The sequence below is a fragment of the Spirulina sp. LEGE 11439 genome, from assembly GCF_059821285.1.
This window is the reverse complement of sequence record NZ_JCAMRX010000029.1, coordinates 19513-33704: the sequence shown is the minus strand read 5'-3', so window position 1 is coordinate 33704 and position 14192 is coordinate 19513. Positions and strand designations below refer to the sequence as shown.

15 protein-coding genes are annotated in these 14192 nt (G+C 42.2%); 11 read left to right on the top strand and 4 right to left on the bottom strand.

Features of this window, described 5'->3' with window-relative positions; genetic code table 11:
• Positions 1 to 29: 29 nt before the first annotated feature.
• The 10 genes from AC6RV6_RS18380 (at position 30) to plsY (ending at position 10519) form a co-directional block, all read left to right on the top strand.
• Complete coding sequence (locus AC6RV6_RS18380) at positions 30 to 1466, top strand: MATE family efflux transporter (protein ID WP_500242332.1); 1437 nt, start codon at positions 30 to 32, stop codon at positions 1464 to 1466.
• 96 nt (positions 1467 to 1562) lie between these two features.
• Entirely contained in the window at positions 1563 to 2048 is a 486-nt protein-coding gene (locus AC6RV6_RS18375; RefSeq protein WP_500242331.1) for an SET domain-containing protein-lysine N-methyltransferase, read from the top strand.
• Between the two features lie 31 nt (positions 2049 to 2079).
• Positions 2080 to 3120, top strand: coding sequence for an agmatinase family protein (locus tag AC6RV6_RS18370; RefSeq protein WP_500242330.1), 1041 nt, complete (start codon positions 2080 to 2082; stop codon positions 3118 to 3120).
• 56 nt (positions 3121 to 3176) lie between these two features.
• Positions 3177 to 3956, top strand: a complete 780-nt coding sequence (locus AC6RV6_RS18365) for an MIP/aquaporin family protein (RefSeq protein WP_500242329.1) — start codon at positions 3177 to 3179, stop codon at positions 3954 to 3956.
• Positions 3957 to 4023: 67 nt separating this feature from the next.
• Positions 4024 to 5580, top strand: a complete 1557-nt coding sequence (locus AC6RV6_RS18360; protein WP_500242328.1) for a GMC oxidoreductase — start codon at positions 4024 to 4026, stop codon at positions 5578 to 5580.
• Positions 5581 to 5712: 132 nt separating this feature from the next.
• Positions 5713 to 6660 carry a VOC family protein gene (locus tag AC6RV6_RS18355; RefSeq protein WP_500242327.1) on the top strand — a complete coding sequence of 316 codons (948 nt, stop codon included), beginning with the start codon at positions 5713 to 5715 and terminating at the stop codon, positions 6658 to 6660.
• A gap of 24 nt (positions 6661 to 6684) precedes the next feature.
• Positions 6685 to 7500, top strand: a complete 816-nt coding sequence (locus AC6RV6_RS18350) for a hypothetical protein (RefSeq protein ID WP_500242326.1) — start codon at positions 6685 to 6687, stop codon at positions 7498 to 7500.
• Positions 7501 to 7803: 303 nt separating this feature from the next.
• Positions 7804 to 8196: a DUF3119 family protein gene (locus AC6RV6_RS18345; RefSeq protein ID WP_500242325.1), complete on the top strand. Its 393-nt coding sequence runs from the start codon at positions 7804 to 7806 to the stop codon at positions 8194 to 8196.
• Positions 8196 to 9545 (top strand): DUF3086 domain-containing protein, encoded by a 1350-nt coding sequence (locus AC6RV6_RS18340; protein WP_500242324.1) that lies wholly within the window; start codon positions 8196 to 8198, stop codon positions 9543 to 9545. The genes AC6RV6_RS18345 and AC6RV6_RS18340 overlap by 1 nt, the downstream gene beginning before the upstream one ends.
• Before the next feature lie 341 nt (positions 9546 to 9886).
• The gene (plsY, locus tag AC6RV6_RS18335; protein ID WP_500242323.1) at positions 9887 to 10519 is read left to right on the top strand and encodes a glycerol-3-phosphate 1-O-acyltransferase PlsY; all 633 of its coding nucleotides are present in this window, start codon (positions 9887 to 9889) and stop codon (positions 10517 to 10519) included.
• 67 nt (positions 10520 to 10586) lie between these two features.
• On the opposite strand, the gene AC6RV6_RS18330 is transcribed toward plsY, so the two are convergent.
• Complete coding sequence (locus AC6RV6_RS18330) at positions 10587 to 11438, bottom strand: DUF547 domain-containing protein (protein ID WP_500242322.1); 852 nt, start codon at positions 11436 to 11438, stop codon at positions 10587 to 10589.
• Between the two features lie 153 nt (positions 11439 to 11591).
• On the opposite strand from AC6RV6_RS18330, the gene AC6RV6_RS18325 reads away from it, so the two are divergent.
• Positions 11592 to 12068, top strand: a complete 477-nt coding sequence (locus AC6RV6_RS18325) for a hypothetical protein (RefSeq protein ID WP_500242321.1) — start codon at positions 11592 to 11594, stop codon at positions 12066 to 12068.
• A 119-nt stretch (positions 12069 to 12187) separates the two neighbouring features.
• Here the strand turns inward: AC6RV6_RS18325 and obgE are convergent, their stop codons facing one another.
• The 3 genes from obgE to AC6RV6_RS18310 form a co-directional block, all read right to left on the bottom strand.
• Positions 12188 to 13207 carry a GTPase ObgE gene (gene obgE / locus AC6RV6_RS18320; protein ID WP_500242320.1) on the bottom strand — a complete coding sequence of 340 codons (1020 nt, stop codon included), beginning with the start codon at positions 13205 to 13207 and terminating at the stop codon, positions 12188 to 12190.
• A 127-nt stretch (positions 13208 to 13334) separates the two neighbouring features.
• The gene (locus AC6RV6_RS18315) at positions 13335 to 14021 is read right to left on the bottom strand and encodes a Mo-dependent nitrogenase C-terminal domain-containing protein (RefSeq protein WP_500242319.1); all 687 of its coding nucleotides are present in this window, start codon (positions 14019 to 14021) and stop codon (positions 13335 to 13337) included.
• Positions 14018 to 14191 (bottom strand): hypothetical protein, encoded by a 174-nt coding sequence (locus AC6RV6_RS18310; protein ID WP_500242318.1) that lies wholly within the window; start codon positions 14189 to 14191, stop codon positions 14018 to 14020. The genes AC6RV6_RS18315 and AC6RV6_RS18310 overlap by 4 nt, the downstream gene beginning before the upstream one ends.
• Position 14192 lies beyond the last annotated feature (1 nt).

Below are 14192 nucleotides of genomic sequence, written 5' to 3'. Positions count from 1 at the left end.
TTTGCTTATTAAATCTTTTTCTCAATTTGATGTTTACGATATCTCCCTCAGTGCTTTTAAAAGAAATCAAAAGTTCTCTACACCTCAGTATTCCTGTGGCTATCACGCAGCTTGCAGAAGCTGCAATTAATTTTATCGATACAGTCATGGCAGGTTTATTGGGCAGTGAAGTCCTTGCTGCTGGAGGTTTGGGGGCTGTACTATTTATAACTTTCCTGCACATTGGTTTGGGATTGATAGAAGTTGCCGGAATGCTAATCGCACAAGCAGATGGAGCAAAAGATTCGACTTCTGTTTCGCACTTAACACGACAAGGGTTATGGGTTTCCTGCATTTTCTCAATCCCAGCCATGCTGTTGTTATGGTTTACTCCTCACTTGCTGCCATTTTTAGGACAAGATCCGATCGTCGTGTGTTTGGTAACAGATTATCTCCACGCGATCGTTTGGGGATTTCCTGCTGCTTTGAGTATAACCGTATTTAAAGAAGTCGGAGCCACCCTCGATCGCCCGCGTTTTATTACGCTAGTCACGGTGTTTGCAATCCCTGTTAATATTCTGGTTAACTTCGTTTTGATGTTTGGAAAATTGGGATTTCCTGCGTTAGGTCTGACGGGAATTGGTTGGGGGAGTACGGCGATTTTTTGGCTCTCCGCGATCGTTATCGTGCTTTATTTAAACTTTGATTCGACTTTTCGAGAATATCGGTTTTTTCAAGATCTCTATCATTTCGATCGCGCCATATTTTTTGAGATTATCAAGTTAGGCTGGCCATTAAGCGTACAAGTGGGAGCAGAATGGGGATTGCTTGCTTGTGCTGCGTTTTTTATGGGGACGTGGGGGATAGATTTTCTGGCCGCCCATGAAATTGCCATGACGACTGTAGATACTTGTCTGATGGTCCCTTGGGGAATTTCTGCCGCCACCGGTATTCGCATCGCTCGAGGAATAGGAGAAGGAACTCCAGACAATGCACGCAGAATTGCTACAGTGGATTTAGCATTAGGAGCAATCTTCACAAGTTTCATTGCAGTTATTTTTTGGTTTTTCCCCGAGGGAATTGCCGCACTTTATCTCAATACCAATGCGATCGAGAATATTGAAGTTCTGAAAATTGCCATTCCCTTACTAAAAATTAGTGGTATTACTTTGATTTTTTATGGACTGCAAATCATTGCGATCGGTGCTTTGCTGGGAATACCAGATACGTACTGGTCTATGATTATCAACTTCTTAACTTATTGGGGGATTGGTATTGGAGGTGGCTATATTTTTGGCTATGTTTTTGATTGGAAAGGTATTGGTTTATGGTGGGCAATCACCCTCGGTTTAGCAGTAAGTTTTCTCGCTTTAAGTTGGCGATTTAATTCGTTATTAGCTAGTTCAAAAGAGCGTCAAAATGAGCAGATCTTGCTAAATAATTTTCTCTTTTTACTCGCTCGTAAACCCAAGAGTACTGTCAAATAGAAATACCTGCTAATGCAAAAATAAAACACGATTATTCTTGATTTTAATCTGTCCAAAAAATAGAATTTTAATGTAACCAACTCATATATTAACATTATGTTGTGTATTCGTACAAAAGTTAAAGAATCGTCAATTGCTGGAGAAGGTTTATTTACTTTAGAGTTTTTGCCCAAAGGTAAAATTGTTTGCATTTTTACCTGCGAAAATCCAACAGATCGTATTATTGAGGAAAAACTGTATCTAGAAGAACATGAAAATGCCAGTATAGAATATCAACATTCATTTGTTCGGTTGATTGGCCATTATTATATTGGTGGCTACGAAGAAAAAACACCAGATGATTATATTAATCATTCTAATTTACCTAATCTTTTCTCTCATTGTGGAGTCTTATTGGCAGTACGAGATATTGAAATCGGAGAAGAATTAACTCTCGATTATCGTTATCTAATGCCTGAAAATTTTCGTGAAGCCTATGAAGTCGATAAAGAATTGATTGTAGGTATATCGGGCAAATCCGCATTATTGCGATCGGCTCAAAAACTGATTGAAATTTTAGAAGAGATTGACGATCTCTCCTAATTAATTTACACCTCTCAATCCCTTTTTTCTCATGTATATCGATCCGAATAATATTAGTGTGTTCAATGGCCATTTTTTCGGACTTTCTTCAAACTTGGAAGAAGCAAACATTATTTATTTTCCCGTTCCTTGGGATGTTACGACCTCCTATGGAGAAGGGACAGCAGAAGGACCGCAAGCCATTTTAGATGCTTCTTATCAAATCGAATGGCATGATTTTGATTTTCCCGACATTTGGCGCATCCCTCGCAGCACTATTCCTATTTCTGAGGAAATTCAGCAGAAAAATAGGGAAATGCGATCGCAAGCTAAAAAAGTGATTCAACATCTTGAAAAAGGAGGCGATCCAAATGACAATCTCATAGTACGAAAGTTACAAATTATTAATCAAGCAAGCGTTGAATTAAATGACTGGGTATACCAAAACACTAAAGCATTACTCGCAGACAATAAAGCGATCGCATTAGTCGGAGGCGATCACAGTGTGCCTTTGGGATATATGAAAGCCTTAGCAGAACAATATCCCAGTTATGGCATCCTGCAAATTGACGCTCATGCCGATCTGAGAAACGGGTATGAAGGCTTTATTTATTCTCATGCTGCAATTATGTATCATGTCTTACAAATTCCTGCAATTTCCCGCTTAGTTCAAGTGGGTATTCGCGATGTTTGTCAAGCAGAAATCGAACTCATTCAAAAGGAGAAAAGAATCGTCACTTTTGATGATTGGCAACTCAAGAACAATGCTTTTTCTGGTATTACTTGGGCAGAACAATGTCAAGAAATTGTGCGGCAACTCCCCGATCGCGTTTATATTAGTTTTGATATTGATGGTTTGAGTCCAGAATTTTGCCCGCATACAGGAACGCCAGTCCCGGGAGGATTGCAATTTAATGAAGCCATTTATTTACTGCGAGAAGTTGTCAAAGCAGGTAAAACAATTATTGGTTGCGATCTCTGCGAAGTTGCTCCCGGAAATGACCAATGGGATGGTAATGTTGGCGCGAGATTGCTGTACAAACTCTCTAATTTCATGGCTGCTTCTCAATCAGGCGAAAAAACCGATTATTAAGAGTAATTTTGCCTTGAAAATCCCGCTTTTAATGCTATAATAAGGAGGCACGATCGATGATGAAACTCGAACACTGGCAAGAATATCTCATTGAAGCGATCGCCCTGGGTTTTTTGATGGTTTGCATCGGAATTTATGCCACCATTCTCGAATCGCCTGCATCTCCCATACATGAAGCGATCGCCTCCCCTCTCTTGCGCCGAATTTGCATGGGCATTTGCATTTGTTTGACCCTCATTGGCATCATTTATTCGCCTTGGGGAAAAAAATCGGGAGCCCATACCAATCCAGCCTTTTCCCTCACTTTATTTCGCCTGCGAAAAATGACAGCAAAAGACGCGATTTTTTATGCGATCGCGCAATTTATTGGCGGAACATCAGGAGTGCTTCTTATCTCTCCAATCTTGGGAGAATTCTACACTAATCCTCCCATTCAATATACTGTTACAATTCCTAACAATTTCGGCTGGCCCCTCGCATTCATTGTAGAACTTGGCTTATCTTTTGGTTTAATAGTCATGGTTCTATTTTTGATGAATACCCCGAGATTTTACTCGCAAGTGGGGATTTTTGTCGGTATTCTCGTTGCCATTTATATTGTTGTCGCGGCTCCGATTACAGGGATGAGTATTAACCCAGCAAGAACCTTCGCTTCTGCATTTTCCGCAGGCATTTGGACGGATATTTGGGTATATTTTCTCGCCCCACCTTTAGGAATGTTGCTCGGTGCAGAACTTTACCTTTACCTCAGTTGCAGGCGCTTAAAAAACATTTGCGTCAAATATTGCAAAGAGACTCCCACGCGCTGCATTAAACCGAAACAGGAAATTGTTTGATGAACAAAGGAAGGCTTGATAGCCAATAACAAATCACCAATAACTAACAACAAAAGAGGAAAATACCATGAGCGAACGTTATGATATTATCATCATTGGTACCGGTGCAGGCGGTGGAACTCTCGCCTATAAACTAGCACCCAGTGGCAAGAAAATCCTGATTTTGGAACGCGGTCCATTTTTGCCGAGAGAAAAAGAAAATTGGGATACGAAAACGGTTTTTACTAGCGATCGCTATCACAATGCTGAAAAATGGTACACCCCTGAAGGGGAAGAACTCAACCCCGGCATGAGTTATTTTGTCGGTGGAAATACTAAAGTTTATGGTGCAGCATTATATCGCTTGCGGGAAAAAGATTTTCAAGAATATCAACACAAAGATGGGATTTCTCCAGAATGGCCGCTGAAATATAACGACTTTGAACCTTACTATACTGCAGCCGAAAAACTCTACCAAGTTCACGGACAAATGGGAATGGATCCCAATGAACCCCCTCGCAGCGCAGAATTTCCTTTTCCAGCCGTTAGTCACGAACCGCGAATGCAGGAAGTTCACGAGGCTTTAAAAGAGCAAGGATTGAATCCTTATTATACGCCAGTTGGGATTAAATTAAACGAAGCGCAACGCTATTTGAGCGAGTGTATTCGGTGCGAAACTTGCGACGGTTATCCTTGTTTGGTACAAGCAAAAGCTGACTCGGAAATGGACGGCATTCGTCCGGCAATGCAACATAATAATGTCACCCTGATTACTGAAGCAAAAGTTGTTAAACTTCATACCAATAATTCAGGGCGAGAAATTACGGGAGTTGAAGCCATTATTGATGGAATATCGCAAACTTTTGTCGGCGATATTGTTGCCGTAGCTTGCGGTGCGGTGAACTCCTCTGTTTTATTGCTAAAATCTGCCAATGAGAAGCATCCTACCGGCTTAGCAAATAGTTCCGATCTCGTGGGACGAAATTTAATGAAACACGTCTTAGGATCGATTATTGGTGTCACTGATAAGCCGAATCCTACGGCATTTCAAAAAACTCTGGCTATCAATGATTTTTACTGGGGAGAAGACGGTTACGATTACCCGCTCGGACAAATTCAAACTCTCGGAAAAGTTAATAAAGAAATGCTCATGGGTGCAGAAGATCTGTTTGCACCCCTCGACATTGAATATGTTGCCACGCATTCCGTCGATTGGTGGTTGACAACGGAAGATTTAGCCGATCCAAATAATCGCGTTTTAGTCGATGGAGAAAAGATTTTAATTCAATACGAAGAGAACAATAGCGAATGCTACGATCGCCTCGAACAACGTTGGACAGAAATCCTCAAATCGATTGATTGTGGTTTGCATATTATGCCCCACTGTCCTTATTCTACTCCCGATCCTAATTATTTTAACTCTAAACTTCCCAAAGAAGGGTTGTGCCATCAAGTAGGAACAATGCGCTTTGGTGAAGACCCGACAACATCAGTTTTGAATTTGAATTGTCAAACCCACGACATCGATAATTTATATGTTGTGGATGGTAGCTTCTTCCTTTCTAGCGGTGCAGTCAATCCAACTTTAACGATTGTTGCCAATGCGCTGCGAGTCGGCGACCATTTGTTAGAAAGAATGAAGTAAGTTTTTGCGATCGGGTGAATTGTTCTTACTCGATCGCAGATTAAATAATTCCCACGAATATTCCTCTTATCGTAACTCTGCATTTGCGACGCAAAGACTCAATTCAAGAAAATTATCCGATATTATGGAGCAATGATGTCCTCTCTCATCAAGACAGTTAGTTCTGTCGGAATAACAGTTAGCGATCTCGATCGCACCCTAGAATTCTATCAAACCGTGTTAGGTTTTCAGAAAATTTCAGAAGTTGAAGTTTGGGGAACAGAATACGAACAGTTGCAAGGATTATTTGGCTTGCGAATGCGAGTTGCTCAACTCAAATTAGGGAATGAAATTCTCGAACTCACAGAATATTTAACCCCCCGAGGCAGACCTATTCCCGTCGAGGCCAAAAGCAACGATCGCATTTTTCAACATATTGCCATTGTCGTCAGCGATATGAAAAAAGCTTACGATCGTTTGCGAAGTCATAAAATTCGGCACGTTTCTACCGCACCGCAACGCTTGCCAGATTGGAATAAAAATGCGGCTGGGATCGAAGCCTTTTATTTTCAAGATCCTGACGGACACAATTTAGAAATTATTTATTTTCCCTCCAGTAAAGGCGATCCCAAATGGCAGGAAAATAAACAAGACTTATTTCTAGGCATCGATCATACTGCGATCGCCGTTGCCGATAGCAATCAAAGTTTTGCGTTTTATCGCGATATTTTAGGTTTAAACATAGTCGGAGAAAGCGAAAACTATGGGATAGAACAAGAGCATCTCAATCAAGTTTTTGGGGCAAGATTGCGAATTAGCAGCCTCAAAGCAAGAGAAGGTATTGGCATTGAATTTCTCGAATATTTAACCCCGAGAACGGGTTTGCCGATGCCGATAGATTCGCGATCGAACGATCTTTGGTATTGGCAAACGACTCTAGTCACCGATCGGATAGAAACTGCATTACAACAATTGCAAAAGAATCATTCCGATCTGATATCTCCCGGTATTGTCCAACTTCCAAATAATACGTTGGGATTTAACAAAGGATTCATCATTCGCGATTCGGACGGTCATGCCTTGCGTTTAATTGAATTATAATCTAGTTTAGGAGTAACTCAAACAATGTTCCCACTCTATTTATTAGTTGAATCCCACGATGCTCATGGAGGTATGATGCACTCATCCAATCCAATTTTACCAATACTTGCTGTTGTTTTTCCCATTGTTCTCGCTCTGATTAATATTTATGTGGGTAAAATGGAATGGTTAAATAAAGTTATTCCGGAATTTCGTTGGATCTCATTGGGGGCTGGTGTTTCGATCTCCTATGTTTTTCTGGATATTTTACCCGAATTAAGTATCGCCCAAGAAGAAATTGAAGAATCTGGCTTAATGTGGCTTGGCTTTTTGGAAAACCATGCTTATCTTTTAGCCTTAGTTGGCTTGGGGATCTTTTACGGATTAGAATTATTGGCCAATCAATCGCGAAAATCGAATCTCGAAGTATCGGGAGAAGATTGCACCAGCCAAGGTATTTTTTGGGTACATATCGGTGCATTTTCTATCTATAATGCTCTCATTGGCGAGCTTTTTAGCAATACCGAAGAAAAAGGATTAATCCCTGCCAGTTTACTCTTTGTTGCATTGGCTTTACACTTTTTGATCAACGATCGCAGTTTGCGAGAACATCACAAAAAGCCTTACGATCGCCTTGGTCGCTGGATATTAGCGGGTGCTTTAATTGCAGGTTGGACGATCGGAATTTCCTTTCATTTACCCGAAGCATTTCTTGCCGTCCTCTGGGGATTATTGGCTGGAGGATTAATCTTAAATGTTTTGAAAGAAGAACTTCCAGATACAAAAGAGAGTTGTTTTCCTTCTTTTACAATGGGGGCGGGAATCTATGCAATTTTACTTCTATCAATTCGCGTCCATTAGCAGTAAATTTTTAGTTTTGTCTTTTGTTGAATACATTTTGCTCTAATACCGAGGTATTGTTTGTAGAGCAAATGAATTATTTATTGTTCTCCCAGAATTCTCCCAATTATCTTTTTATTGGGGGAATATTTTTTACTTGATTAGCTGAAAGCCCTCGACAATGCTAGATTTGGATCGGTGTCCCTTACACTCGTAATGGAAGGTCGCCGGTTCAAATCCAGTCGAAGGCTTTTTCAATTAACAATTTCAATGAACATTTCGACTCCGCTCAATGCCAGAAATTACTAATAATTCCAATCAATTATGACAGCTGTTAATCCAAGTTCGGCAACCAATCCTAGAACAATTGAACTCGCTCCCAGCTATACTTTACCGTTGTTGATTCTCATTTGGTCGCCTCCTTTGATTTTATTATTGCCTTGGGTGGGAGGAGCGATCGCTCTTTTTGGTTTATTTCTGCTCTTCCAAGCGGCAACCCTGCGCTTGCGCTTTACCGAAACTGCCCTAGATGTCTATCGAGGGGAAAAGATACTGCGTCATTTTCCCTACCAAGATTGGCAAAATTGGCGAGTCTATTGGCAGCCGATTCCCATTTTGTTTTATTTTAAAGAAGTGAAAAGCATTCATTTTCTACCCGTTCTATTCGATCCTCAAGCTCTGAAAACCTGCTTAGACCCGTTACCTCGCATTAATTGATGAACTCAGACGAAAATTCTATTCCAGAAGAATCTAGCAACTGGCCGGCTGAAAATCCCTCCGAGGAAGAGAAACGACAACCCCTCCCCGAATTAAAAACTTTGGGGGCTTCTTCTGAAAGTTCACCGCCCTCGTCGCAGGCTGTTAATTTGGATTCCTCCGAGTCAGAAATTTCCGAACCGGAATCCCCTTCAGAAGAATCTTTACCCGATCTTGCCTCTTCCTCCTCAAAAACCCAGTCAGAAGGATTAGCGAGTATTGAGGGAGTCGAGTCTCCGGAAGAATTAGCTTCTCTGGAGAGTATCCCAGAAGAATTAACTCCGCCTAATGTAGAAAATGAGGAGAACGTCCGAGAAAAAGAGACACTGCAAACCAGTATTGCCGAACTCGAACGGCGTAAGGCAGAATTAGAAGCCGAAGTGAGCGCCCTAGAAACTCAGCGAGAACATTTAATTGCTTCAGAAACGATCGCCGTGCAAGAGGCGATCGCTCGCATGATTCTTAGTGGAACACAAGAACTAGAGGGACGGCGCGATATCCTGCAAAAGGAGCTGGCAAAACTAGAAAAACGGCGCGATCGCGTGCGAGAAGAACTGAGCCAAAGTTTTTCGGGAGTCTCCCAAGATATTGCCATTCGCGTTCAGAGTTTCAAAAATTATCTCGTGGGGAGCCTCCAAGAGCTTGCCACAACTGCCGAACAATTGGACTTGCCAGAATCTCGCCCGCCCCGAGAATCAGGACGACGAGAAGGGCGATCGTCACGAGGAGAGCGATCGGCATCCGAAGAAGCCCTCAGTCCTAAATTTGCCAAACAAGGCTTTAAAGAACAGCAAAAACAGGTAAGCAGCATCCTCGATCGCTATCGCACTCGCCCGGATTATTACGGGCCGCCGTGGCAGCTGCGACGAACATTTGAACCCATTCACGCCGAACGAGTACAGCAGTGGTTTTTCAAACAGGGAGGACGGGGAACCGTGCGATCGATGGGTAGTCGCTTGCAAAATATCCTCATTGCCTCCGCCGCAATTTCCGTCCTGCGAAACCTCTATGACGATCGCTTGCGAGTTCTAGTTTTAGCCAATACTCCCGAACGCTTGGGAGAATGGCGCAGGGGCTTACAAGACTGTCTGGGTATCTCTCGCGGCGATTTCGGACCGAAACGAGGGATTAGTTTATTTGAGTCCCCCGAAGCTCTCGTGCAGAAGGCCGATCGCTTTGTTGAGGAAAAGCAACTCCCCATCATTATCATGGATGAAACAGAAGATCTAGTAAATTTGTCCCTGTTGCAATTCCCTCTCTGGTTGGCATTTGCCCCCGATCCCACGCAAATTTCTAGCTATGTGTATTAATGTTAAATTCAGTGATACGATAGCAATCGATCGCGCATAGAATTAAATTAAATTCGCAATTCCTCATCACACTTCACCTCAAACTTGGAGAAGAAAGATCGCTACCTCGGTCTTGTCGTGTTGCCTTGTGAATGACTGGTTTTCTGTGCTTTCTCTCGATTCTCTCCCGATCCTCTCAATTCATCTTCAAGAGGCAAAGTTGAAGATTTCGAGCTTTTAATAAACCTCAAAATATTAATTCCGATGTTGTTGGCCGGTTTGCTAACTCAAAACTGTGCTAACTCAAAACCGTCGGATAAAACTGAATTAACACCATTTTTTGTGAATTGGGGAGTTTTTTAATGTCTTGGACGATATGCGGATTTTTTGTATTGGTCGCTTATTTGTTGGGATCGCTACCGACAGGATATTTAGTGGCGAAATCTCTCAAAGGGTTTGATATTCGGCAATACGGTTCTGGCTCTACAGGGGCAACAAATGTATTGCGAACTGTGGGGAAAGAAGCCGCGATCGCAGTACTGGCGATCGATATTCTCAAGGGCGCGATCGCCTTGCTTTTAGTCCGTGGGTTTTATGGGATAACCGGTAGCGAGATTCTCCCTTTCAGTTGGCAACCTTGGCTGATAACTTTAGCAGGAATTTTAGCGATTCTCGGCCATAGTAAATCGGTTTGGTTGCAATTTAAAGGCGGTAAGTCCGTAGCCACCAGTTTAGGGGTTTTATTCGTGATGAATCCTTGGATTGCCTTGGGAACTTTAGCCGTTTTTGGCTTGGTTTTAGCCGTCCGACAGATTGTTTCTTTGGGTTCGATTTCCGGGGCAATTGCCGTTAATCTTTTGATGGTTTTATTGCATCAACCCTTGCCTTATTGTCTGTTTGCTGCCCTAGCAGGATTTTACGTGGTTTTACGTCATCGCAGCAATATCGAACGCTTGCTGGCTGGCAGAGAACCCGCGATCGGCAGACAACTTTAAACAACTTAAAATTTCTCATTAGAAATTATCACAGAGTTAAGGCGATCTTTTGCGATCGCCTTTATTATTATTCTTGAATATTTAAATTCCAATCATAATCGAGATAGCGAAGTTCGTATCCTCCCGCTTCTAAGTATTCGCGATCTTCCTCACTAACATATTGGCTGATAAAATTTAAAGTCGCGCGTTGTTTGGCATTCCCCGCAAATTGACCTTCTTCAATCGCATAATCTTTTTCCCAATCACTGCCAAACCAATCAAAAATAGCAGAAAGAGAAACTTTATTATTCTTGCGATCGATTTGGAGACCGTGGGGACTGGAAATCCAGTTTTTTGTTTTTGCTTCTAACTGTTCTTCTAAATTTTCTCCTGTATAGGGTTCATTGCCAAGAATAGGGCAACTAATTGAAGCACAATTAATAATCGCATGAACTCGGGGTTCGTTATAATTAGGACGTAAAGTTTTATGTTCGATATTATCTAGAGTTTTGGAATCTTCGATAATTTTAAAACGGCGAACTTTCCAAACACCCAAAATATCTTTAATACTTCCTTTTAAGGGATCTTGATCGATAATTGATTGTAAGGTAAAAGAATTATAAGCATTAACCCAAAAGGCAATCTGTTCTTTTTCGTTCCAAGACGCAAAAGTTTCTTGGGAAACTAATGCGAAAGATTGATTAAAGCGATCTAATTTTTGACGATTGAGTTGTAATTCTTGATAATCGACAAAGCCATTTTCATCAACATAGGTTTTAAGAACGTCGGCGTATTCGTCGTAGGTAAAATTAAAGGTTTGCGATCGCGTTTCTTCCGTCGCGTTATTGGGGGTTGCAGTTTGCAGGAAAGGTAGTGCACTACATCCGGCCAGAATAGGAAAGACAAAGCCAAGTATAATAAAATGTTTAGTTGCGTTCATCGCGTCAAGAAAAGATTTTGTAACTTACATGACATTTATCTCATGCCGATCTGAGAAAATCCTGAAAATATATTAAGCAATCGATAATAGGAGTGGTTTGTTATTTAATCGACTATTGAATGAACGCTAACTTCAGAATCAATAACCAAATTAATGTTTAAATCGCAAAATCTCAATCCTTATCCTTTATCTGAAAGAGGAATTTATCCCTGTCCCATATGTCGCTGCGGCCAACTGACAACGATGACTTTAATGGAGGCCATGAACTGCGATACTTGTTCTCATATTTTTGCACCGGACTGGGAACAACAACAACTCAAATTAGCCGATAGCGAGATAGCTTTAACGTGGTTTTGGACAGGAAAGCGATGGAAAGATTCTTATCGTGCTGGATTTGAACCCCATTGGGGATATTGGTGGGGAAGTCTATTTTTTGTGAGTTTGCCGACAGGTTTAGTAGGATTGTCTGCTTATCTTTTTCCCCCTTTACCGGGAAGTCGCGGGTCATGGTTTCCTTGGGTTTGGATGGGGATTGTTTTTGTCAGTCATTTAATTTGTTTATTGTGGTTGGCGATCGAGTATTATCAGTTTCCTTTTTTCTTGTATTTGAGAACTCGGAGAGGACGTTGAATAGCAATAGACTTTACCTCCGATCCAATGATAGATGCGAACATCTCAATTATTGCAGCAAACCTGTGTCTTCTTAAATTGCGATCGCTCGCATTCCATACGTGTTGTGAAGATAAGTCTCAAATCGCGATCGCCGCTTTTTCTGCTTTCAATTCATCTAACTTTTGCCAAATATTTTGTAAGAGATTATCGAGTCCCGATCGCGTAACCGCAGAGATCGCAAAAATCGGCGATTGGGTCATACTGGCAAGTTCTGCTTGCAAAAATTCTTGTAACTCTTCATCAATCGCATCTAACTTATTAAAAGCGAGAATTTGCGGGCGATCGCTTAACCCTTTCCCATAAGCCGTTAATTCTGCTTGAATAATACGATAATCTTCAAGGGGATTATCTGCTGTTGCGTCAATTAAATGCACCAATAAACGAGTGCGTTCGATATGGCGTAAAAACTCGTGTCCCAAGCCAATTCCCGCGTGGGCACCGGCAATCAAACCCGGTATATCGGCAAACACCGTACCATCTCCTGTCGGTTTGCGAACTACCCCTAAATTGGGAACGAGAGTCGTAAAAGGATAATCGGCAATTTTGGGACGGGCAGAACAAAGAGCGGCAATTAAAGTTGATTTTCCAGCATTGGGTAAGCCGATAATCCCCACTTCTGCCAGCAATTTTAATTCTAAACGCAAGCGGAATTGCTCTCCATCTAAACCCGGTAAAGCGTACTCGGGGGCGCGATTTTGATTGCTCAGAAAATGTTTATTTCCCAAACCGCCTTTTCCGCCTTTGGCCACACAAACGGTTTGAGAAGGAGTCACGAGATCTGCGATCGTTTCTTCGCGATCTAGATCGTAAATAATCGTTCCGCAAGGCACCTCGATTTCTAAATCCTTTCCCGATGCTCCAGTACAATTATTGGGACCCCCGCGCTTACCATTTTGAGCCTTGAAATAGCGAGCATATTTAAAATCTAAGAGGGTTTGCAGGCGTTCTGAAGCCTTAATAACCACCGATCCGCCCCAGCCGCCATTTCCTCCTGCCGGCCCTCCCGCAGGGACGTATTTTTCCCGTCTAAAGGCAACAATTCCATCACCTCCATTGCCGGCTTGAACTTCAATTTCTGCTTGGTCGATAAACTGCATTTTAATAATCGGTAATGAGAAATGGGTAATGGGTAATTGGCAATCGGGAAAAAGGTTATGAATGCGATCGCTGTTTTTTCTGCGATTTTTTTATCCAATGTATCCATTACCTCTTATCCATTACCTCCTAACAATATTTAGAAACATCTTCTTGACAATCATCAGCCAGATAAGAGAGGGCGCGGAAGCGCAACCCTACCAGTTGATCGTACAAGGGATTAATCTTGCACATGGGGGGAATATGGACAATTTTGCGGCCGAAAAGTTTGACATCTCGTTCAAACGGACATTGCGGGGGAACCATTTTGCAAACAAAACGGGCAACGCGAGGATCGTCCATATCCATTTTATCCAACCACTCTCTCACCGGTCCGAGAACATCCACAGAGGATTCTTCCTGTGAAGGAGGAGGGAGTGCATTCGTTTCAAGTTTGTGTTGTTCGGGATCGTAGAGAGTCTGTTCTAAGGATTTTAAGGCTTCAACCTCCAACCCTAAAGCAGCGAGAAATTCATTAATGACCTTGGCTTCTTCAATGGAGTAAACCCCGTTTGCCAATGCCATCATGACTGCCGTTCTGATAAAATTCTCGGCAGTATTGCGATCGTCGCCCAGAATATCGGCCAAATCTTGCGGAGAAATGGGTTCTAATGAACCAAGATCCGTTGCTGGGGCGAGTTCGTCTTGGGTGAGTTGGGCGATCAATTCTTGTTCTTCGGGATCGAAGTGACCATCAGCCCAAGCAATGGTCAGCAAGCCCCGCAGCCATGCGGAAATTTGTTGGTCGGTGTAAGGGGAATTAGCCACAGTGGTCATGGGAAATCACCAAATCGCTGAAGATTATCTTTATCAATTGTAATCGCTCGATCGCGCCGTCTGGGAAAATCCGAGTTCCTAATTTTGCCTCGTTGTCTCGAGGAATTATTGGACATAATGCCAGAAGAATTGAGAGAATGAGGCGATCGCGTTGAATCGATCGAGAGCATT

Excerpts from the sequence above, each read along its gene's own strand:
- AC6RV6_RS18360 (WP_500242328.1), top strand. The coding sequence starts at position 4,024 with ATGAGCGAACGTTATGATATTATCATCATTGGTACCGGTGCAGGCGGT.
- AC6RV6_RS18340 (WP_500242324.1), top strand. The coding sequence starts at position 8,196 with ATGAACTCAGACGAAAATTCTATTCCAGAAGAATCTAGCAACTGGCCG.
- AC6RV6_RS18350 (WP_500242326.1), top strand. The coding sequence starts at position 6,685 with ATGTTCCCACTCTATTTATTAGTTGAATCCCACGATGCTCATGGAGGT.
- AC6RV6_RS18330 (WP_500242322.1), bottom strand. The coding sequence starts at position 11,438 with ATGAACGCAACTAAACATTTTATTATACTTGGCTTTGTCTTTCCTATT.
- AC6RV6_RS18355 (WP_500242327.1), top strand. The coding sequence starts at position 5,713 with ATGATGTCCTCTCTCATCAAGACAGTTAGTTCTGTCGGAATAACAGTT.
- AC6RV6_RS18375 (WP_500242331.1), top strand. The coding sequence starts at position 1,563 with ATGTTGTGTATTCGTACAAAAGTTAAAGAATCGTCAATTGCTGGAGAA.
- AC6RV6_RS18370 (WP_500242330.1), top strand. The coding sequence starts at position 2,080 with ATGTATATCGATCCGAATAATATTAGTGTGTTCAATGGCCATTTTTTC.
- AC6RV6_RS18365 (WP_500242329.1), top strand. The coding sequence starts at position 3,177 with ATGATGAAACTCGAACACTGGCAAGAATATCTCATTGAAGCGATCGCC.
- AC6RV6_RS18315 (WP_500242319.1), bottom strand. The coding sequence starts at position 14,021 with ATGACCACTGTGGCTAATTCCCCTTACACCGACCAACAAATTTCCGCA.
- AC6RV6_RS18380 (WP_500242332.1), top strand. The coding sequence starts at position 30 with ATGTTTACGATATCTCCCTCAGTGCTTTTAAAAGAAATCAAAAGTTCT.
- AC6RV6_RS18310 (WP_500242318.1), bottom strand. The coding sequence starts at position 14,191 with ATGCTCTCGATCGATTCAACGCGATCGCCTCATTCTCTCAATTCTTCT.
- plsY (WP_500242323.1), top strand. The coding sequence starts at position 9,887 with ATGTCTTGGACGATATGCGGATTTTTTGTATTGGTCGCTTATTTGTTG.
- obgE (WP_500242320.1), bottom strand. The coding sequence starts at position 13,207 with ATGCAGTTTATCGACCAAGCAGAAATTGAAGTTCAAGCCGGCAATGGA.
- AC6RV6_RS18325 (WP_500242321.1), top strand. The coding sequence starts at position 11,592 with ATGTTTAAATCGCAAAATCTCAATCCTTATCCTTTATCTGAAAGAGGA.
- AC6RV6_RS18345 (WP_500242325.1), top strand. The coding sequence starts at position 7,804 with ATGACAGCTGTTAATCCAAGTTCGGCAACCAATCCTAGAACAATTGAA.